Genomic DNA, 18,399 nt, shown 5'->3' with positions numbered 1-18,399 from the left:
CCTTTAAATACGTAGATCATCTACCAGATTGCGAGTTCCCATGCTGTCCGAGCAGGCCGTCCCGGTCGTCCGCGCCACCCTGCCCGCCGTCGGCGGCGCGCTCGACGAGATCACCGAGCGCTTCTACGGGCGCCTCTTCGCCGCCCACCCCGAGCTCCTGCGCGACCTGTTCAACCGGGGCAACCAGGCCAACGGCGAGCAGCGGAAGGCGCTCGCCGGCTCCATAGCGGCCTTCGCCGTCGCGCTCCTGGAGAACCCCGACAGCCGCCCCGACGCCATGCTGTCCCGGATCGCGCACAAGCACGCCTCGCTCGGCGTCACCTCCGAGCAGTACAAGACCGTGCACGAGCACCTCTTCGCCGCGATCGTGGAGGTCCTCGGCGACGCGGTGACCCCCGAGGTCGCGCAGGCCTGGGACGAGGTCTACTGGCTGATGGCCAACGCGCTGATCGCCGTGGAAGCCCGCCTCTACCAGGAGGCGGGGGTGGCCGAGGGCGAGGTCTGGCGGTCGATGGAGATCGCCGAGCGGCGGGAGGAGACGGCCGACGCGGTGTCCTTCGTCCTGCGCTCGGCCGACGGGACCCCCACGACCCCCTTCCGGCCGGGCCAGTACGTGAGCGTCCGGGTCGCCCTGCCCGACGGAGCCCGGCAGATCCGCCAGTACAGCCTGTCCGCCGCCCCCGGAGACCCGCAGTGGCGGGTCACGGTGAAGCGGGTCGACGGCGACCCGGCGGGCGAGGTCTCCTCCTGGCTGCACGCGCACGCCGCCGCGGGCGACACCGTGGAGGTCTCGGCCCCGTTCGGCGACCTGGTCCTGCCCGAGGGCGAGAGCCCCCTGCTGCTCGCTTCCGCCGGGATCGGCAGCACCCCGATGCTGTCGATGCTGAACCACCTGGCCGCCACCGGGTCGACCCGCCCGGTCGTCGTCGTGCACGCCGACCGCACCCCCGCGTCCCACGCCCACGCCGACGAGCTGCGCCGACTCGTGGACGCGCTGCCGCAGGGCACGCTGCACCTCTGGTACGAGGAGCCGGGTGACTCCGATGCCCGCCCCGGCCTCGCGGACGTCACGCTCGTCGAGCCGCCGGCGGGCACCACCGCGTACCTGTGCGGGCCGCTACCCTTCCTGCGCGCGGTGCGCGGCGACCTGATCGGCCGGGGCACCGCCGCGGCCGACATCCACTACGAGGTGTTCGGTCCCGACCTCTGGCTCGGCACCGAGGGCTGACCCGCCCCGGGGAACGACAGAGCCCCGGTTGGACGGGGGATTCCAACCGGGGCCGATCGCCGTGACGGACGAAGGGCGGTCACCTCTGGGGGGGACCTTGGGGACCGGACCCCTTCGCAGTCACATACGTATGAACGGTAAACCTTTCCGGAATGTTCCGGGGAATCCCGGGTGGGCGATGTGAGTCACCTCACCCGGTTTCGGCAGGTCTCAGTCGTCCTTCTCGGGGCGGTAGACGGTGCCGGGCTCGGCCTTCCCGGGGGCGAGGAGCTCCGGAACCGTCACGAACGTGAACCCCCGCCGCTTGAGCTCGTCGATGATCGACGGCACGGCCGGGACCGTCCCGTCGTAGATGTCGTGGAGCAGGATGATCCCGTCGCGGTGCGCGTTCTCCAGAACGCGCTGCCGTATGAGCGCCGAGTCGGTGGTGGAGTAGTCCTTGGCCGTGATGCTCCACAGGACCTGCGCGAGTCCGAGCTCGCGGCTGACGTCCGACACCGTGCCGTCGGTGCGGCCCTGCGGCGGGCGCATGAGCGTGGGCTTCCGACCGGTGATCTTCTCGATGGCGTCCTGGGTCCGCGACAGCTCCTCGCGGACCTCGGACTCGTCGAGGTCCGTCAGGATCCGGTGCGACCAGGTGTGATTGGCGACCTCGTGACCCTCGTCGGAGATGCGTTTGACCACCTGGGGGTAGCGGTCGACGTGCTTGCTCCCGAGGAGGAAGAAGGTGGCGGGGACCTGCTTCTCCTTGAGGACGTCGAGGAGATGGGGGGTGTCCTTGCCGGGGCCCGCATCGAAGGTCAGGGCGATGCACTTGACCTTGGCGCAGTCGACGCGGCGCGCGGCGGCACCCGCCTTGTCGTCCGTTCCGGCCTCTGCCCGGGCGTCCTGCGGGGTGACCGGGTCGACTCCGCAGCCACCCAGCGTCAGCATCAGCGACGCTGCGACGAGCAGAGCCGCGGTCGTCGCCCCGCGTCGGCCAGGCCTGGATCGGAACATGGTGGACCCGCTTTCCCCGTGGTGTCTTCGGTACGGCCGTCACCGCTGGTCAGGGCGGTGCACACGACCGGAAGGCACTCTACATACGGTGTATACCGGGGATGTCAGCGGGGTCCTTCGACCGTTCACGGGCACACGAGAACCCCGGGCGGCGCCCGTCCGCGCCGCCCGGAGCGTCCAGGCCTTCCGCTCAGCGGGACGCGAGCAACAACCGGGCCTCTGTCTCCTGGTCACCGGAGACGGACTGCAGCGACTGGATGTCGAAGCCGGTGGCGAGCACCTTCTCGACCTCGTCGACGGCTCGGTAGCCACCGGTGAGTGTCGCTCCCACCAATGCGGACAGGTGGGTGGGGCCCACGTCCTCGTGCCGTCCGCCGGCCGTGTCGAACGTGGCGGTCCAGACGGTGGGGGCCGGTCCTGTGGCGGCCTGCGGGCTTACCGTCTCCATGTCCTCCAGCTGGTAGAACCGGTCGAGGACGCCGAACACGGCCTGGGCGTCCTCCTTGCAGCAGTCACTGAGCTGCACGGTGACGTCGGTGTCGATGTGCAAGTCGTACACGTCGCTCATCTCCTCGCGGCCCGCCGGCCGCTCGTGGTGCCACGCGCTCCTCGTACCGGGCGCTCGTCGTGCCACGTCTCCAGCATCCCTCTCGGAAGGCCGCCCCGCGAGGCCCGTCGCCCGTGCTCAGCGCCCTTCGGTGATCCGCTCGACGGTGTCGGCCTCCGAGGCCCGTTTGTCCGGGCGGTGCCGTACGACCCGGGCGAAGCGGAGCGTGACTCCCGCCGGATAACGCGTCGAGGCCTGGAGTCCGTCGTACGCGATCTCCACCACGAGCTCGGGCCGTACGCGTACGGTGAATCCGTCGTCCGACACGGCGAGTTCGCCCAGCCGCTCGGTCTGCCAGCGCAGCATCTCGTCCGTGAGTCCCTTGAAGGTCTTCCCGAGCATGACGAAGCCGCCGTCGGCGGTCCGTGCGCCGAGGTGGAGGTTGGAGAGCAGCCCGGTCCGTCGGCCGTGGCCCCGTTCCACGGCGAGCACGACGAGATCGACGGTGTGGACGGGCTTCACCTTCAGCCAGGTGCGTCCCCTGCGGCCGGCCACGTAGGCCGCCTCCAACGCCTTGACGAGGACGCCTTCGTGTCCACGGGCCAGGGTGTCCGCGTAGAACCGCTCGGCGGCCTCGGTCTGCCCGGGATCGGTCGGGTCGGTGACGACCGTACGGCGGACCCGTTGCGACTCCGGCAGCAGACGGGCGAGGACGGCGTGACGCTCCAGGCCCGGCCGGTCGATCAGGCCTTCACCCGCCACCGCGAGGACATCGAAGAAGACGGGCGTGAGCGGAAGGGCGGCATGCGCACCGGCCACGTCGGCGCGGGAGCCGACCCGGCCGGCGATCGACTGGAAGGACACGGGGCGCCCCGTTCCCGGGTCGACGGCGATGACCTCGCCGTCGAGGATGAACGCGTCGGCGGCGACCGCGCGGGCGGTCGCGACCACCTCGGGGAGGCGGTCGGTGATGTCGTCGAGCGAGCGCGTGTACACCCGGACGTCGTCGCCGCGCCGATGCACCTGGATGCGGATCCCGTCGAGCTTCTCCTCGACGGCGCACGACCCCAGGTCGGCGATCGCCTCGGCGACGGACGCGGCGGTGTGCGCCAGCATCGGCTGCACCGGGATGCCGACCCGCAGGGTGAACCGCTCCAGCGCGGAGGCTCCCTCGGCCAGGACGGCCTGGGCGACCGGGGGCAGCGAGCCTTCGAGCATCACGGCGCGCCGCAGTTCGCCGGCCGGCACCCCGGCGGCCCGGGCGACACCCTCCAGGGCCACGGCGTCGAGAGCCCCCTGCCGTACCTCACCGGCCAGCAACCGCAGCAAGAGCTCCTGTTCGTCCTGGGTCGCGGCCGCCAACAGCGCGTGCACGAGCCGGGTCCGCTCGGCACGGGCTCCGGCGCCGGACACGGCGGCGAGCTCCGCCATCGCCTCGTCGACCTGCCCGAGCGTGAGGTCCGGTAGCCCGGCGGGCGGTACGGCCGGCGGGATGACGTCCTTGAGGATGCTCCACCCGACCCCGATCCGCCCCTGTGGCAGCCGCCCGGACAGGTAGGCGATGACGAGCGGGCTCTCCTCGGGCCCGGCCTCCGCGAACAGCTCCGCCAACAGCGCGATCTTGCGCGAGCGCGCCGAGGTGGCGGCGACCTCCCGGGACACTTCCGCGACACGCGCCAGCAGCATGCGCCCATCCTCTCCACACCCCGCCCTCACCGCACGTCCGAGCGCCACGTCAGGGCCAGGCCACCGGCCGCCTCCGCCGCCGGGGCCGCGCCGCACCCGTCGCCCTCCCCCGGCGCAGCCGCTCCAGAAGCCTCCCCCGCACCGAACGGCCCGGCGGACGGCCGGTCACCACAGGCCGACCCGCCGGACCCGCCGCCGTCGGAACGGGCTCTGGCACCACGGGAACCGGTACAGCCGAAGCCGCTGCCACCGGAGCCGGCACCGCGCGGACCGGCAGCCCGCCGACAGGCAGCCCTCCGGCAGGCAGCCCTCGGACCGGCAGCGCGCGAGCCGGCACAGCCCTGGGCATCGAAAGCTTCGCCGGCACCGTCGGTACCGTCGGCACCCGCGCGCCGACACCGACCCGACTCGTCTCGCCGGCATGGGGTGCCTGCCGATCCGCGCGTGCCTCGTCCAGGGCCAGCGCCAGGCTCAGCCGGTGCCAGAGGATCTCGTCCGGGTCGTCGGCCCGCGTCAGCCGTTCGGCGATCTCCCGCGCGACCGCCGCCACCGGCATCCCGCCCGGCGCAGGCGGTCGCAGCCGGTCGAGGTGGGTGCGCTCGTACGGATCGTCGACGACCTCGGCCACCTGGACCGGGTCGAGGAGGGAGGCGATGGCGGCCGCGCGCCTCCATGGGTCCTCGGTGGCGCGCAGCAGCAGGCCGAGCCGCCGCGCCCGCCAGTTCCTGGGCCGCCGGTCCTCGTGCGCGGCAAGACGCTCGCGGAGGTCCAGCGGCAGCCGCCCGGTGAGGAGGGCGGGACAGGTGAGGCCGAACTCGAGCACCTCCTGCGCCAGATACATCCACACCACCGCCCGGTAGCGGTTCAGCGAGAACCGCACGGGACTCAGGTGCCCCGTCCGGGCCAGCCTGGTGAACCGGTCGGCGGTGATCCCGAGGAGCGCGGCCGCCTCCCCGGTGTTGACCGCGCGCACCCGCTCGCGCAGGCCGGCGGGGAAGTCCGGGGCGGCCCTGAGGCGGTCGAGCTCGCACCGCTCGACCCGCCGCCGCTCTCCCTCGCCGGCCGGCACCGTCCTCACCAGGCCGAACTGGACCGCGAGCCTGAACTCGTCGCGCCTCAGTTCCAGTTCCTGCGCGGCCCGCCCCGGCGTCACCGTGCGTGCTCCCTCGTCCACCGTCATTCGGCGGCCCTCCCCCTGTGTCCGTGTCTTCCGGGTCGCGGGCCTCGCGGACCCACGAAGAAAACGTAACGCAGAGTGACGAAGGTCGCACGACCTGTGGACAACCGCCTGTGGACAACCGCCCGGCGGCATGGACGACCGCCCGGCAGCAGCGTCAGAGCACGCCGCCGCCCGGGATTCCGGGCTGTCGCGCCGCCACCCCGAGGTGCTCGCCGACACGGTTGACCAGCAGCGTCATCTCGTACGCCACCTGGCCGACGTCCGCCTCCGCCGCGCTCAGGACACACAGGCAGCTGCCTTCGCCCGCCGCCGTCACGAAGAGCAACGCGTCGTCGAACTCCACCATCGTCTGTCGTGCGCGCCCCGCCCGGAAGTGCCGGCCCGAACCCCGTGCCAGGCTGTGCAGGCCGGAGGAGACCGCCGCGAGGTGCTCGGCGTCCTCCCGTACGAGTCCGCTGCTCGCTCCCGTCACCAGACCGTCGTTCGACAGCACCAGCGCGTGCCGTATGTATCCGACCCGCTGGGTCAGGTCGTCCAGGAGCCAGTCAAGTCCCTTGTCCAACGCCATCAGTGGTCCTCCCCCTAGCAGGTGCGTCCCCCACTGCCAGGAACCTGGTGGTCCTCTGGGCCCTCGTGGTCCGCACCGTAGTTGTCCGCGTATCGCCGCAAGCCTTACGCACTGTCGTGGACAGGGCAAGCACCGCACCACGCCCGCGCGTGCCGCAGGATGGGGGCATGACGAGGATGAGCGAGGAACAGTGGCGGGCCTTCGTGTCCGAGGGGACCCGTACGGGCAAGCTGGCGACCGTGCGCGACGACGGCAGTCCGCACGTCGTGCCGGTCTGGTTCCTGCTCGACGGGGACGACTTGGTGTTCAACACGGGCAAGGACACGGTGAAGGGCCGCAACCTCGCCCGGGACGGCCGGGTGTCCCTGTGCGTCGACGACGACACCCCGCCCTTCGCCTACGTCTCGCTGCGCGGCCACGCCGAACTCAGTGAGGACCCGGTCGAGTTGCGCCACTGGGCCGCCCGGATCGGCGCCCGCTACATGGGGGAGGACCGGGCGGAGGAGTTCGGGGAGCGCAACGCGGTCCCCGGTGAACTCCTGGTCCGGGTGAGCATCGAGAAGGTCATCGCCGAATCCGGCGTGGCCGACTGAGGCCGAACGGCGGCAAAAGAGAAAAGGCAAGGAGACCTCTCCCTGCCACTCTCAACGTATAGCGCACCGGGGGGCTTGTGGCAAGGCCCGGGTGGTGTCGCAGAATCATCGGCCGAAGCCACAACCAGGACTGCCTCAGGGGTGCCTCAGTGATCGAGCCGTACGTGTTGGACCTCCAGGAGATCGACGAATCCCAGCTCGCGGTCGTCGGTGGCAAGGGCGCGCACCTGGGCGCGCTGTCGCGGATCGAAGGCATCCAGGTCCCGGCCGGCTTCTGCGTGACGACGGACGCCTTCCGGCGCGCCCTCGCACAAGCGCCGTCGATCGACGATCAGCTCGATCAGCTGTCGCGCCTGGACCCGGAGGACCGGGAGGCGATCCGTACGCTCAGCGCCGAGATCCGGAGGACCATCGAGGGAATCGCGGTTCCGGACGATGTCGCGTCGGCGATCACCGGCGCGCTCGCCCGGCTCGGCGACGAGGAGGCCTACGCCGTCCGGTCCAGCGCCACGGCGGAGGACCTGCCGACGGCCTCGTTCGCCGGCCAGCAGGACACCTACCTGAACGTCATGGGTCCGACGGCGGTCCTCCAGCACATCAGCCGGTGCTGGGCCTCGCTGTTCACCGAGCGGGCCGTGACCTACCGCCGGCGGAACGGCATCGACCACCGTAGGGTCCACATGGCCGTGGTCGTGCAGCGGATGGTCTTCCCGCATGCGGCCGGCGTCCTGTTCACTGCCGACCCCGTCACGGGCAACCGGAAGGTCGCCACCGTGGACGCCGGCTTCGGCCTCGGCGAGGCCCTGGTCTCCGGCCTGGTGAACCCGGACGTGTTCACGGTGCGGGACGGCGAAGTCGTCGCCAAGGCGATCGCCGCCAAACAGCGTGCCGTTCACGCCCTGCCCGCCGGCGGCACGCAGGAAGTCGCGGTAGACGCGCGGCGGCAGGAGCAGCCGGCGCTCACGGATGCGCAGGTCGTGCGGCTGGTACAGCTCGGGCGGCGGATCGAAACGTACTTCGGCCGCCCGCAGGACATCGAATGGTGCCTGGTCGACGACGAGTTCCGGATCGTGCAGAGCAGGCCGATCACGACGCTGTTCCCCATCCCCGAGACCGACGACGAGGAGAATCACGTCTACGTCTCCGTCGGTCACCAGCAGATGATGACCGACCCCATGAGGCCGCTGGGGTTCTCCATGTGGCAGCTGACGGCCATGGTGCCGATGCACGAGGCCGGCGGGCGGCTGTTCGTCGACGTCACCCGGCGTCTGGCCTCGCCCACGAGCCGCGCCGGTCTGCTGGACCTCATGGGCAAGGGCGATCCGCTGACCAGGGACGCGCTGGAGACCGTCATCGACCGCGGCGATCTCGTCCCGTCGCTCCCCGACGCGGCTCCCGGCAAGCCGCCGGCCGGCGGCGCTTCCGTCCCGATCGCGACCGATCCGGCCATCGTCACCGAGCTGATCGAGCGCAGCGAGGAGTCCGTCGCGGCACTGGAGCGCGACGTCCGGACGAAGACGGGGCCGGAGCTGTTCGACTTCCTTCGGGAGGCCTTCGAGGAGCACAAGCGCGTGCTCAGTGATCCGTTGAGCTTCCAGGCGATCATGGCGGGCATGGAGGCCACGTGGTGGCTCAACGACAAGCTGTGGGAGTGGCTGGGCGAGAAGAACGCGGCTGACACGCTCACCCTGTCCGCCCCCGACAACATCACGTCGGAAATGGGACTGGCGCTGCTCGACGTGGCGGACGTGATCCGCCCGTATCCGGAGCTCGTGGCGTTTCTGCAGGGTGTCGGGGACGAGGGCTTCCTGGACGAGCTTGCGAAGCTCGCGGGCGGGAGCGAGGCGCGCGACGCCATCCAGGAGTACCTCGACCGGTACGGCATGCGCTGTGTCGGCGAGATCGACATCACGAGGCCGCGTTGGGGCGAGCGCCCCACCACGCTCGTGCCCGTGATCCTCGACAACGTCAGGAACTTCGGGCCGGGCGCCGCCGAGCGGCGCTTCGAGGAAGGACTGCAGAGGGCGCGGAAGAAGGAACAGGACGTGCTGTCACGCCTGCGGGCCCTGCCGGACGGGGACGCGAAGGCCGACGAGGCCAAGCGGATGATCGACCGGGTCCGCACCTTCATCGGGTACCGGGAGTACCCGAAGTACGGCATCGTCAGCCGGTACTTCGTCTACAAGCAGGCCCTGCTGGGCGAGGCGGAGCGCCTCGTGCGGGCCGGGGTGCTCGCCGAGGCGGAGGACGTCTTCTACCTCACGTTCCAGGAGTTCGACGACGTCGTGCGCTCGCACCAGGTGGACGACCGGCTCGTCCGGCAGCGCAAGGACGCGTTCCGTTCGTACCACGCGCTCACACCGCCCCGGGTCCTCACGTCGGACGGCGAGGCCGTCACCGGGTCGTACCGGCGCGACGACGTGCCGGCCGGTGCCCTGGTCGGTCTTCCGGTTTCCACCGGGACGGTCGAGGGAAGGGCCCGCGTCATCCTCGACATGGCCGAGGCCGACCTCGAAGCGGGCGACATCCTGGTCACGACGTTCACGGATCCCAGCTGGTCGCCGTTGTTCGTCGGCGTCGCGGGCCTGGTGACGGAGGTGGGCGGCCTGATGACCCATGGCGCGGTGATCGCCCGGGAGTACGGCTTGCCGGCCGTCGTGGGCGTGGAGGGGGCCACCCGGCTGATCCGGGACGGGCAGCGGATCCGTGTGCACGGCACCGACGGGTACGTCGAGATCCTGCCGTGACGCATGGCCCGGGCCGGCTCGGCCGCTCCATCCGCTGAGCCGGCCGGGGCCGGCCCCACGCCCCACCGCCCCTGTCCCTCCCTCAGCCGACCGTGTCCAGGAGCCGGGCGGTGTGTACGCGCCCTGCGTACTCGACCAGGCGGATCAGCACCTCCTTCCCCGAATCCCGGTCGCGCGCGTCGCACAGCACGACGGGCGTGCCGCGGTCCAGGTCGAGCGCCCGGGACACGTCGTGCGCCCCGTAGGTACGCGCTCCCGTGAAGCAGTTGACCGCGACCACGAACGGGATCTTCCGGTGCTCGAAGTAGTCGACCGCCGGGAAGCAGTCCTCGAGGCGACGGGTGTCGGCGAGGACGACGGCCCCCAGGGCGCCCTGCGACAGCTCGTCCCAGAGGAACCAGAACCGGTCCTGGCCGGGCGTGCCGAAGAGGTAGAGGGAGAGCCCGGAGCGGATCGTGATGCGGCCGAAGTCCATGGCGACGGTCGTGGTGGTCTTCTGGTCGACGCCCCCGGTGTCGTCGACCAGTTCACCGGCCCTGCTGAGCTGTTCCTCGGTGCGCAGGGGCCGGATCTCGCTGACCGCGCCGACGAGGGTGGTCTTGCCCACGCCGAATCCGCCGGCGACCAGAATCTTCAGGGCGAGGGCGGTGGTGTCCGCGCCGTCGCCCGCGCCGCTGCTGTCAGAGCGCTCGTAGACCATCGATTACTTCCCTCAGGATTCTTTCGTCGGGGAGCTGTGCGGGCGGTACGGGCCGGCTGACGCGCACGAAGCCCGATTCGAGGAGGTCGCCGAGGAGGACCCGGACGACGCCGACGGGCAGGTCGGCGTCGGCGGCGAGTTCGGCCACCGACTGGGTCTCGGCCCGGCACAGGGTGAGCAGGGAGCGGTGCTCGGGGCCGAGGAGGGACTCCTCCGCCGGTCCGGGCGGCTCGTCGTCCACGACGACGAGGGCGATGAGGTCGAACCGTACGTTGCTGGGACCCGGCTTGGTCCGTCCTCCGGTCATCGCGTACGGGCGTACGAGCGGTCCCGCCTCGGCGTCGTACCACTGACTGCCCGGCACGGACGGGCCGTCGCCGGTGCTGTCGTCGTTCATGGGCTTCTCCGGGTCAGCCGACGGCCGGCGGGGTCACCGTGAGCCGCGGCGGGGTGTGCAGGTGCTCGCCGACCCGCTTCACGAGGCGGGCCATCTCGTAGGCGATGAGGCCGATGTCGGCGCTGACGGAGCTGAGGACGGCGAGGCAGGAGCCGTCTCCCGCCGCGGCGACGAAGAGGAAGCCGTCGTCCATCTCGACCATCGTCTGGCGGACCCCGCCGGTGTGGAACTGGCGTCCGGCGCCCTTGGCGAGGCTGTGGAAGCCGGAGGCGATGGCGGCCAGGTGCTCGGCGTCCTCACGGCTGAGCCCGCTGGAGGCGCCCACGGCGAGTCCGTCGTTCGACAGCACCACGGTGTGGCGGACCTCGCGGACGCGCATGACGAGGTCGTCGAGGAGCCAGTCCAGTTCGCCGGACCGGTGGTGTGAGATCCGCTCGTGGTCGATCATGCGTCGTCTCCTTCGGAGCGAGGGTCGAGAGGGGCGGTGCCGTGGCCGGGGGCGTGCCCCGTGTCGGTTCCGAAACCCGGGCCGAGGGGGCGCCTGGTTCCCGGGGCGGCGCCGCCGCCCCGCTGCCAGCCGTCCCGGTACGCCGTCATGCGGTCCCGGACCTGCTCCGGAGTGCGTGAGTCCGTGCCGGGCGCGGCGGGTACGGACACCGGCGCCGGGGCCGGTGCCTCGCGCAGCTGCGGGACGAGACTCGCCTGCCGGACGCGACGGGGCAGTGCGCCCTCGGCCTCGGCCCGGTCGGTCGATGCGGCCGACGGCTGCTCTCCCGGTGGCGGCGGTACGGAGGGGCCGCGGCGGCGCAGTTCGGTGACCTCCGCGGAGGAGGGTCCGGGGACGGCTCCGGGCTCCGGTCGTGCCGCGAGTGCGGGCACAGCGGTCGGGCGTGCCAACGGCTGCGGGCGGGAGACAGGCGGGGACTGCGACGGGCCCGGGGGCCGCGATCCGTCCGTCTGCCGGGGCACGCCTCCGGGTCGCGCCCCTTCCGTCGGCTGCGGGGCGGCCCGGTGTCCGGACGCGACGCGCGAGGCCGGGTTGCCGGGGAACGCGGGGCTCGCCGGGGCGGGCGGACCGACCTGCGGGGCAGCAGGCGGGACCTGGGGCCGGCCGAACCGGCGGGCTTCGGCGCGGTGGGCCTCCTCACGCTCTCGGACGGCGCGCGCGTCGTCACCGTGCGGCACCCCGTCGCGGCGGTCACCGGTCCGACCGTCGCGTCGTTCACCTGTCCGCCCGTCGCCGACGCCCGGGCCGCCCGAGGCGTGTGTGCCGGGGTTCCCCGCGCGCGGGGTTCCGGCGTGGGGTGTGTCGGCGCCGGTCGCCGATGTGCCGCGGCCCGGGGGCAGCGCGCCCTGGAGCAGGTCGGTCGGGAGCAGGACGACGGCGGTCGTCCCGCCGTAGGGGGAGGTCCGCAGGTGGACCTTGATGTCGTGGCGGGAGGAGAGGCGGCTGACCACGAAGAGGCCGAGCCGGTCGCTGTCGAAGAGGTCGAGGGCCTCGGACTGGTCGATCCGGGCGTTCGCCTCGGCGAGGGTCTCCTTGCCCATGCCGAGCCCCCGGTCCTCGATCTCCAGCGCGTAGCCGTTGCCGACGGGTTCGCCGCTGACCCGCACCTTGGTGTGGGGCGGGGAGAACTGGGCGGCGTTCTCGATGAGTTCGGCCAGGAGGTGGGTGAGGTCGGCGACGGCTCCGCCGACGACGGCCGTCTCGGGGAGTCGGCGTACCTCCACGCGCGCGTAGTCCTCGATCTCGGAGACGGCGGCGCGGACGACGTTGGTGAGGGGGACGGGCATGCGCCAGGCACGGCCGGGGGCGGCTCCGGAGAGGATGATCAGGCTCTCCGCGTGGCGCCGCATGCGGGTGGTGAGGTGGTCGAGCCGGAAGAGGTCGCCGAGCTCGTTGGGGTCGTCGGCGCGCCGTTCCATGCTGTCCAGGAGGTTGAGCTGGCGGTGGACGAGGACCTGGCTGCGGCGGGCGAGGTTGACGAAGACTCCGGAGATGCCGCTGGCGAGTTCGGCGCGTTCGACGGCGGCGGAGAGCGCCGCGCGGTGGACGGTCGTGAGGGCCTCGCCGACCTGGCCGATCTCGTCCTGGGAGGCGGGCCCGGGCGGGGCCTCGGCCTGGACGTCGATCTCCTCGCCCGCGCGGAGCCGGCGCATGGCGGCGGGGAGTTTGCGGCGCGCGATGCCGAGGGCGGTGTTGCGGAGGCTGACGAGCTCGACGACGAGGCCGCGGCCGATCCGTACGGAGATGACGAGGGAGGCGGCGACGGCGGCCAGGCCGAGTACGACGGCCGCGCCGCCCGCGGTGAGGGGCGCCGCCGGCGAAGGGGTCGGCGCGGTCGGCGGCGGCACCGCGCGCGTCGGTCTCGATCGCGGTGAGTCCGCTCCGTACGGAGGCGAGGGTGGCGTCCCACTCGGTGGAGGTGACCGCCTGGGCGGCGGGGCGGCCCGGGCTCGCGGCACTGACCCGGTCCTCCGAGCGGGTGAGCCGGGCGTGGTCGCTGCCGGCGGAGAGCCGGGCCCACGCGGCGCGTTCGGCGGCGGGCAGGTCGGCGGTGGCCGAGGCGGTGAGGGTACGCCGGGTCTCGACGGCTCCGGTGAAGTCGCGGAGCCGGTCCGCGGTGAGCCGGCCGGTGAGGTGGGCGGAGGTGAGGAGGGCGTCCTCGCGGGACAGCATCTCGGCGGCCCGGCCGAATTCGAGGAGTACGCGCGCGTCGGACCCCTGCTCGGCGTCCTGGATGCCGCTGAGGGCGCCGCCCACCGCGAAGGCGGCGGTGATGGTGTCGGTGTACTCCTCGTACACCTGGTCCCAGTCGGCGCGCCCGTCGGCCGCGGCCGTTCGGAGCCGGGCGAGGCCCTCGGCCTTGCCGACGAAGGCGCTGACCCGACCGGCGACGTCGCCGGGCAGGTCCCCGGTGTCGCCGACGGTGTGCGTGCCGTCGAGGCGGAGCCGGCCGACGGCGTCGTCCGTCCGCCGGATGCGCTCCTTGAGCTCGGCGGCCCGGGTGGCTCCGGGCGCCGCGACCTGCCGTACGGCGGCGCGCCGTTCGGCCTGGAGGGCGGTGAGCGCGGCCGTCATGGGCTCGCGGATCTCGGCGTCGACGCGCTGGAGCTGACGGAGCCTGGCGACGTCCTGCGCGGTGGTGACGGTGGCGAAGCCCCAGAGGGCGAGGAGCGAGACGACCGGGACCATCAGGAGCGAGACGATCTTGGCGCGGACCGTGCGGGGACGAAGCCCCTGGAACGCGGGACGGGCACGGCGCGCGTCGGGGTCGTGCGGCCCCGTGGCCTCAGGCCGTACGAAGGAGTCGGTGTCGCCGGCGACGAAAGGCCCTGTGGGATGGGCGGCGGTGCCCGGCACCGTGGTGCCCGTGTGGCCCGTGGCCGGGGCGGCCTCGGGGGTCCGCTCCCCCGGCTCATCGGCGGGCGGGCCGGCGTGTGCGCGCCGCCCGCGCGCGGCCGCCGGTGGCGTGGCCGCCTCGGCGCCCTTGGTCTTGCGGGGAGTTCGCATGGCCTCCTCGTTCCGGCTGCGTCTGTGCTCGGTGCTCGGTGCGGTGTGTCGTAGGTTCGGGGTCAGGTCGTGGGCGTACGGGCCGCTTCCGCGGTGGGGAAGCCGGGGGGTGCGACGTCGACCGCGCGCTCGTCCGGTTCGGTGAGGCGTCCCGCGGAGGCGTACGCGGCGCGTTCCCTGGCCGTCGGGGAGAGGGAGACGAAGGCGGAGGTGATGAAGAGGTACGAGCCGAGGCCTACGGCGAGCGGGAAGATGAACTGCATGACCGTGGCTCCCGGCAGGGTGGCGCCGGAGGGGACGACCTCGACCCGCACCGCGAACATGCCGGTGTAGTGCATGCTGCTGACGGCCGCGCCCATCACGAGCGAGGCGACGGCCACGGCCGCGGGCGCGTGGATGTTGAGCGCCGCCCAGAGGGCGGCGGTGGCGGCGACGACGGCGATCAGCACCGAGACGGCGACGAGCAGCGGGTCGTACCTCACCTGGCCGTGGAGCCGGAGCGCGGCCATGCCCATGTAGTGCATGCTCGCCACGCCGACGCCCGTGGTCAGTCCGCCGATCAGGAGCGAGCGGGCCCGGTCGCGTCCGTAGCCGACGGCGAAGACGCCGACGCCGACGACGGCCATGGCGATGACGAGGCTGAGGATGGTGAGCGGAACGTCGTAGCGGATGTCGGTGCCGGTCACGCCGAATCCGAGCATCGCCACGAAGTGCATGGTCCAGATGCCGGTGCCGATCGCGGAGGCGGCGGTGAGCAGCCAGTTGCGACGCGACCGGCCGGTCGCGTCGAGCGCTCGTACGGTGCAGCGCAGCCCGAGGGCGGCGCCGATGCAGGCCATCGCGTACGACAGCGCGGGTGTCAGCCAGCCGAAGGTGGCGTGGTCCAGGTGTCCCATGGCTCAGGGACGCTAGTGCGCATCGGGGGGCGCACCGGGGGCGCATTTCGAAAGCTGCTGGAATATGACAGAGAGATGGTCCCGAACGATCGCACCGAGCTCGAACGTGCACACAGAACGTTCACCCCTCCGAGGACGGAATCGTGCGAGATCATGAGCGCATGAGCGATGACCCCACACATGTACGAGAGTTCTTCGGCGCCCGTGCCGCCGACTGGGACAGCCGGTTCCCCGACGACGGCCCCGCGTACGCCGCGGCCGTGGAGGAGCTCGGCCTGCGCCCCGGCGACGCCGTACTGGACGCCGGCTGCGGGACCGGCCGCGCGCTCCCGCCGCTCCGTGCCGCCGTGGGCCCCACCGGAACCGTGCTCGGGGCCGACCTCACCCCCGAGATGATCGAACAGGCCGTCAGCGCCGGACGCGGCGGTGAGAAGGGCGGGACGCTGCTGCTCGCCGACGTCGGCCGACTGCCGGTGCGCGACGGAGCACTCGACGCCGTGTTCGGAGCGGGACTCATCTCGCATCTCGCGGAACCCGTCGCCGATCTGGCGGAACTCGCCCGGGTGGTACGGCCCGGGGGCCGCCTCGCGCTGTTCCACCCGATCGGGCGAGCCGCCCTCGCGGCCCGGCACGGCCGGCAGATCACGCCGGACGACCTGCGCGCCGAGCCCCGCCTGCGCCCCCTGCTCGCCGAGTCGGGCTGGCGGCTCGTCAGCTACGTCGACGAGGACGCGCGCTTCCTGGCCCTCGCAGTCCGCGAAGGCTGAGCCACCGCCCACCGGACACCACTGGCGGGACCGGACCGTCATGGCTGAAAGAGCCGTACGCGGCGGATGCGGGTACCGGATGTGGCAGAGTCGGGCGGGGTCGACGGACGGACACCGCGGGACTCACCACGTCCCCGCCGGGGGCCGTGTCGGGGTGAGGGAGCAACGGGTGGCACGGGTGGTGGACGGCCGGTTCGAGCTGGTGGCGCGGCTCGGCGGCGGCGGCATGGGGACCGTGTGGCGGGCCAGGGACCTGGCGCTGCACCGCGAGGTGGCGCTCAAGGAGGTACGCCCGCCGGACCCGGCACTCGCCGAGTACGACCCCGAGGCCGCGCGGGAACTCCGCATCAGGGTCCTGCGCGAGGCGCGGGCACTCGCCCGCGTGGCGCACCCCCAGGTGGTGACCATCCATCACATCGTGGACGGTGGCGAGGGCACGTACCCCTGGCTCGTCATGGAACTGGTCGACGGCGGGTCGCTCCAGGACCGGCTCGACCGTGGCACCCTCGCGCCCGGCGAGGCGGCCACGCTGGGGCGCGGGATCCTCGCGGGGCTGCGCGCCGCTCACGCGGCGGGCATCCAGCACCGGGACATCAAGCCCGCGAACGTCCTGCTCCGGCCGGACGGCACGCCGGTCCTCACCGACTTCGGCATCGCGGCGATCCACGGGGCCACCGCCCTCACCGCCGCCGGCTCGATCATCGGCACACCCGACTACATGGCTCCCGAGCGCGTCAGCGGCGGGGAAGGCGGTCCGTCCGCCGACCTCTGGTCACTGGCGCTGACGCTGTACGTCGCGGTGGAGGGCCACCATCCGCTGCGGCGCGCCAACACGCTGGCCACGCTCGCGGCCGTCCTCGGCGAGGACGTGCCGCCGCCGCACCGGGCGGGGCCGCTGACACGGGTGCTGACGGACGTCCTGGTACGGGACCCGGCGTCACGGCCGGACGGCGAGACGCTGGACCGGCTGCTGGCCGAGGCGGAGAGGGAGCAGGAGACGAAGGGTGCGGGTGACACCGCCGAGGTACCCGCTGAACCGAGGGACACGGTGCCGCCCGCCGCCGTCCCCGGTGCGCCGGCACCGCCCGGCCCCACCACCTCCTACCCCCTCGCACCACCGACACCGCCCGACACCCCCGCTCCCCGGAAGCGGCGCAGCGCGCTGTACGTGGGGGCCGCCGCGGCAGTGGCCCTGGGCGGCGTGCTCGTCTGGAGCCTCCTGCCCGACGGTGGCGACAGTGGCGGCGGCTCGGGCGGCGACCGCACGGCGGCCAAGACCGGCGGCGCCCGGCCGTCCTCCCCCGCCACCTCGACGGGCACGACCACGAAGCCCACCTCCGGCGGCTCGTCCGGCATCACCATCGGGATCAAGTTCGATCAGCCCGGACTGGGGTTGAAGAAACCGGACGGCACGTACGCGGGTCTCGACGTGGACATCGCGACCTACCTCGCCCGCGCCCTCGGCCACGACCCGGCCGACGTGACATGGAAGAACGCCCTCAGCTCCACCCGCGAGTCCCTCCTCGCCCGCGGAGACGTCGACCTCGTGGTGGCGACGTACGCGATCAACGACCAACGGAAGAAGCGGGTCGACTTCGTCGGCCCGTACCTCGTGGCCCATCAGGACGTCCTGCTGCGGGCGGACTCCCCCGTCACCAAGCCGGCCGATCTGAACGGTCTGAGGGTCTGCTCGGCCACCGGCTCCACCTCCGCGCTCACCATCCGGACGCTGATCGCTCCCCAGGCGCAGGTCCAGACGTACGACACGTACACGCAGTGCATCGCCGCGCTGAACGCGGGCACGGTCGACGGCTTCACCACCGACGACGCGCTGCTCGCCGGATACGCGGCTCAGGACGGCTTCAAGGACCGGTTCAAACTCGCCGGTTTCCGCCTCACCGAGGCGCGCTACGGCATCGGTCTCCGGAAGGGCAGTCCGCTGCGGGCGAAGGTCCAGGCGGCGCTCGCGCGGATGGTCACCGACGGCTCCTGGAACAAGGCCGTCGAGAAGAACCTTCCGCTGCTGCGCGCGGACCCGCCTCCGCTCACCGAATGAACCCACCGGGACACGCCCACCCGGACGCGCCCCCGCACGATCGTCACGGATGCCAACGCACCCTTCTTTACCGGCACTTCACTGTCTACCGTGGAGATGCCGGGCAGTCGTGCCCGGGAAAGGCGGCGGGCCGTGGCACGAGTTCCGGAAAGACTGCGCAGACTCCTCCCCTCCGGCCGGAAGGCGCCCGGGGCCGCCGCGCCGGGGCCACCGCGCCCCCGGCAGGGGCACAACCTCTTCGAGGCCGCCGCCGAGTACGTGGCGGCCTGCGCCGAGGACGACCCGGCCCGGGCCGAGGAGGCGGCGAGCCGGGTCTCCCCCGGCATGCTGTCCTTCGGCGTCAACGAACTGGCCTGCCGGGCCCTGATCACCTTGGCCCGGGAACGGAACCAGTCCCCGAGCACCGTGGCCCGCTCACTGCTCGGCCTGCGGGACCAGCCGACGGCCCGACGGGCGGGTGACGCGTGACGGGCTCGACCCGATGAGGCGAGGTTCAGGGGCGGAGACCCTCGACGCGCGGG

The 18,399-nt window shown here is 72.8% G+C and carries 16 protein-coding genes and 1 pseudogene; 6 read left to right on the top strand and 11 right to left on the bottom strand.

What is annotated here, in order from left to right; genetic code table 11:
• Positions 1-40 precede the first annotated feature (40 nt).
• The gene (locus tag ACN9M0_RS36490; protein ID WP_426405016.1) at positions 41-1,228 is read left to right on the top strand and encodes a globin domain-containing protein; all 1,188 of its coding nucleotides are present in this window, start codon (positions 41-43) and stop codon (positions 1,226-1,228) included.
• A 210-nt stretch (positions 1,229-1,438) separates the two neighbouring features.
• Here ACN9M0_RS36490 and ACN9M0_RS36485 read toward each other — a convergent pair whose 3' ends face one another.
• The 5 genes from ACN9M0_RS36485 to ACN9M0_RS36465 all read right to left on the bottom strand — a co-directional run bounded on the left by ACN9M0_RS36485 (position 1,439) and on the right by ACN9M0_RS36465 (position 6,208).
• The gene (locus ACN9M0_RS36485) at positions 1,439-2,227 is read right to left on the bottom strand and encodes a polysaccharide deacetylase family protein (protein ID WP_366039683.1); all 789 of its coding nucleotides are present in this window, start codon (positions 2,225-2,227) and stop codon (positions 1,439-1,441) included.
• Between the two features lie 190 nt (positions 2,228-2,417).
• On the bottom strand, positions 2,418-2,861 hold the full coding sequence (locus ACN9M0_RS36480; RefSeq protein WP_366039684.1) for a hypothetical protein: 444 nt from the start codon (positions 2,859-2,861) through the stop codon (positions 2,418-2,420).
• 51 nt (positions 2,862-2,912) lie between these two features.
• Positions 2,913-4,460 (bottom strand): ATP-dependent DNA ligase, encoded by a 1,548-nt coding sequence (locus tag ACN9M0_RS36475; protein WP_426405015.1) that lies wholly within the window; start codon positions 4,458-4,460, stop codon positions 2,913-2,915.
• Between the two features lie 49 nt (positions 4,461-4,509).
• The gene (locus ACN9M0_RS36470) at positions 4,510-5,640 is read right to left on the bottom strand and encodes a DUF6397 family protein (RefSeq protein ID WP_426405014.1); all 1,131 of its coding nucleotides are present in this window, start codon (positions 5,638-5,640) and stop codon (positions 4,510-4,512) included.
• Positions 5,641-5,794: 154 nt separating this feature from the next.
• Positions 5,795-6,208 (bottom strand): roadblock/LC7 domain-containing protein, encoded by a 414-nt coding sequence (locus ACN9M0_RS36465; protein WP_366039687.1) that lies wholly within the window; start codon positions 6,206-6,208, stop codon positions 5,795-5,797.
• 167 nt (positions 6,209-6,375) lie between these two features.
• Between ACN9M0_RS36465 and ACN9M0_RS36460 the strand changes: the two genes are divergently transcribed.
• Both ACN9M0_RS36460 and rph read left to right on the top strand, forming a co-directional pair.
• Positions 6,376-6,801, top strand: a complete 426-nt coding sequence (locus tag ACN9M0_RS36460) for a PPOX class F420-dependent oxidoreductase (protein ID WP_366039688.1) — start codon at positions 6,376-6,378, stop codon at positions 6,799-6,801.
• 149 nt (positions 6,802-6,950) lie between these two features.
• On the top strand, positions 6,951-9,548 hold the full coding sequence (rph, locus tag ACN9M0_RS36455; protein ID WP_426405013.1) for a rifamycin-inactivating phosphotransferase: 2,598 nt from the start codon (positions 6,951-6,953) through the stop codon (positions 9,546-9,548).
• Positions 9,549-9,630: 82 nt separating this feature from the next.
• On the opposite strand, the gene ACN9M0_RS36450 is transcribed toward rph, so the two are convergent.
• The 6 genes and pseudogenes from ACN9M0_RS36450 to ACN9M0_RS36425 form a co-directional block, all read right to left on the bottom strand.
• A complete protein-coding gene (locus tag ACN9M0_RS36450) occupies positions 9,631-10,248 on the bottom strand; it encodes a GTP-binding protein (RefSeq protein WP_366039690.1) in 618 nt (205 codons plus the stop codon).
• Entirely contained in the window at positions 10,229-10,645 is a 417-nt protein-coding gene (locus ACN9M0_RS36445; protein WP_366039691.1) for a DUF742 domain-containing protein, read from the bottom strand. Before ACN9M0_RS36445 ends, ACN9M0_RS36450 begins: the two co-directional genes overlap by 20 nt.
• Before the next feature lie 13 nt (positions 10,646-10,658).
• On the bottom strand, positions 10,659-11,093 hold the full coding sequence (locus ACN9M0_RS36440) for a roadblock/LC7 domain-containing protein (RefSeq protein WP_366039692.1): 435 nt from the start codon (positions 11,091-11,093) through the stop codon (positions 10,659-10,661).
• A complete protein-coding gene (locus tag ACN9M0_RS36435; RefSeq protein WP_426405012.1) occupies positions 11,090-13,000 on the bottom strand; it encodes an ATP-binding protein in 1,911 nt (636 codons plus the stop codon). Before ACN9M0_RS36435 ends, ACN9M0_RS36440 begins: the two co-directional genes overlap by 4 nt.
• 58 nt (positions 13,001-13,058) lie before the next feature.
• Positions 13,059-13,727: pseudogene (locus ACN9M0_RS36430) on the bottom strand (nitrate- and nitrite sensing domain-containing protein); the annotation flags it as partial.
• A 494-nt stretch (positions 13,728-14,221) separates the two neighbouring features.
• On the bottom strand, positions 14,222-15,055 hold the full coding sequence (locus ACN9M0_RS36425; protein WP_366039694.1) for an MHYT domain-containing protein: 834 nt from the start codon (positions 15,053-15,055) through the stop codon (positions 14,222-14,224).
• Between the two features lie 161 nt (positions 15,056-15,216).
• On the opposite strand from ACN9M0_RS36425, the gene ACN9M0_RS36420 reads away from it, so the two are divergent.
• The 3 genes from ACN9M0_RS36420 to ACN9M0_RS36410 all read left to right on the top strand — a co-directional run bounded on the left by ACN9M0_RS36420 (position 15,217) and on the right by ACN9M0_RS36410 (position 18,346).
• Positions 15,217-15,822, top strand: a complete 606-nt coding sequence (locus ACN9M0_RS36420; protein WP_366039695.1) for a class I SAM-dependent methyltransferase — start codon at positions 15,217-15,219, stop codon at positions 15,820-15,822.
• Positions 15,823-16,048: 226 nt separating this feature from the next.
• Positions 16,049-17,878 (top strand): bifunctional serine/threonine-protein kinase/glutamate ABC transporter substrate-binding protein, encoded by a 1,830-nt coding sequence (locus ACN9M0_RS36415; RefSeq protein ID WP_426405383.1) that lies wholly within the window; start codon positions 16,049-16,051, stop codon positions 17,876-17,878.
• Positions 17,879-18,010: 132 nt separating this feature from the next.
• Positions 18,011-18,346, top strand: a complete 336-nt coding sequence (locus ACN9M0_RS36410) for a hypothetical protein (RefSeq protein ID WP_426405011.1) — start codon at positions 18,011-18,013, stop codon at positions 18,344-18,346.
• Positions 18,347-18,399 lie beyond the last annotated feature (53 nt).

Source organism: Streptomyces sp. R-07 (genome assembly GCF_049913175.1).
GTDB lineage: Bacteria > Actinomycetota > Actinomycetes > Streptomycetales > Streptomycetaceae > Streptomyces.
The sequence above is the reverse complement of the archived record's forward strand: the minus strand, read 5'-3'. Positions and strand labels throughout refer to the sequence as shown.

Coding starts and splice junctions, on each gene's coding strand:
- ACN9M0_RS36490 (WP_426405016.1), top strand. CDS start 41: ATGCTGTCCGAGCAGGCCGTCCCGGTCGTCCGCGCCACCCTGCCCGCC.
- ACN9M0_RS36485 (WP_366039683.1), bottom strand. CDS start 2,227: ATGTTCCGATCCAGGCCTGGCCGACGCGGGGCGACGACCGCGGCTCTG.
- ACN9M0_RS36475 (WP_426405015.1), bottom strand. CDS start 4,460: ATGCTGCTGGCGCGTGTCGCGGAAGTGTCCCGGGAGGTCGCCGCCACC.
- ACN9M0_RS36470 (WP_426405014.1), bottom strand. CDS start 5,640: ATGACGGTGGACGAGGGAGCACGCACGGTGACGCCGGGGCGGGCCGCG.
- ACN9M0_RS36465 (WP_366039687.1), bottom strand. CDS start 6,208: ATGGCGTTGGACAAGGGACTTGACTGGCTCCTGGACGACCTGACCCAG.
- ACN9M0_RS36460 (WP_366039688.1), top strand. CDS start 6,376: ATGACGAGGATGAGCGAGGAACAGTGGCGGGCCTTCGTGTCCGAGGGG.
- ACN9M0_RS36450 (WP_366039690.1), bottom strand. CDS start 10,248: ATGGTCTACGAGCGCTCTGACAGCAGCGGCGCGGGCGACGGCGCGGAC.
- ACN9M0_RS36445 (WP_366039691.1), bottom strand. CDS start 10,645: ATGAACGACGACAGCACCGGCGACGGCCCGTCCGTGCCGGGCAGTCAG.
- ACN9M0_RS36440 (WP_366039692.1), bottom strand. CDS start 11,093: ATGATCGACCACGAGCGGATCTCACACCACCGGTCCGGCGAACTGGAC.
- ACN9M0_RS36425 (WP_366039694.1), bottom strand. CDS start 15,055: ATGGGACACCTGGACCACGCCACCTTCGGCTGGCTGACACCCGCGCTG.
- ACN9M0_RS36420 (WP_366039695.1), top strand. CDS start 15,217: ATGAGCGATGACCCCACACATGTACGAGAGTTCTTCGGCGCCCGTGCC.
- ACN9M0_RS36415 (WP_426405383.1), top strand. CDS start 16,049: ATGGGGACCGTGTGGCGGGCCAGGGACCTGGCGCTGCACCGCGAGGTG.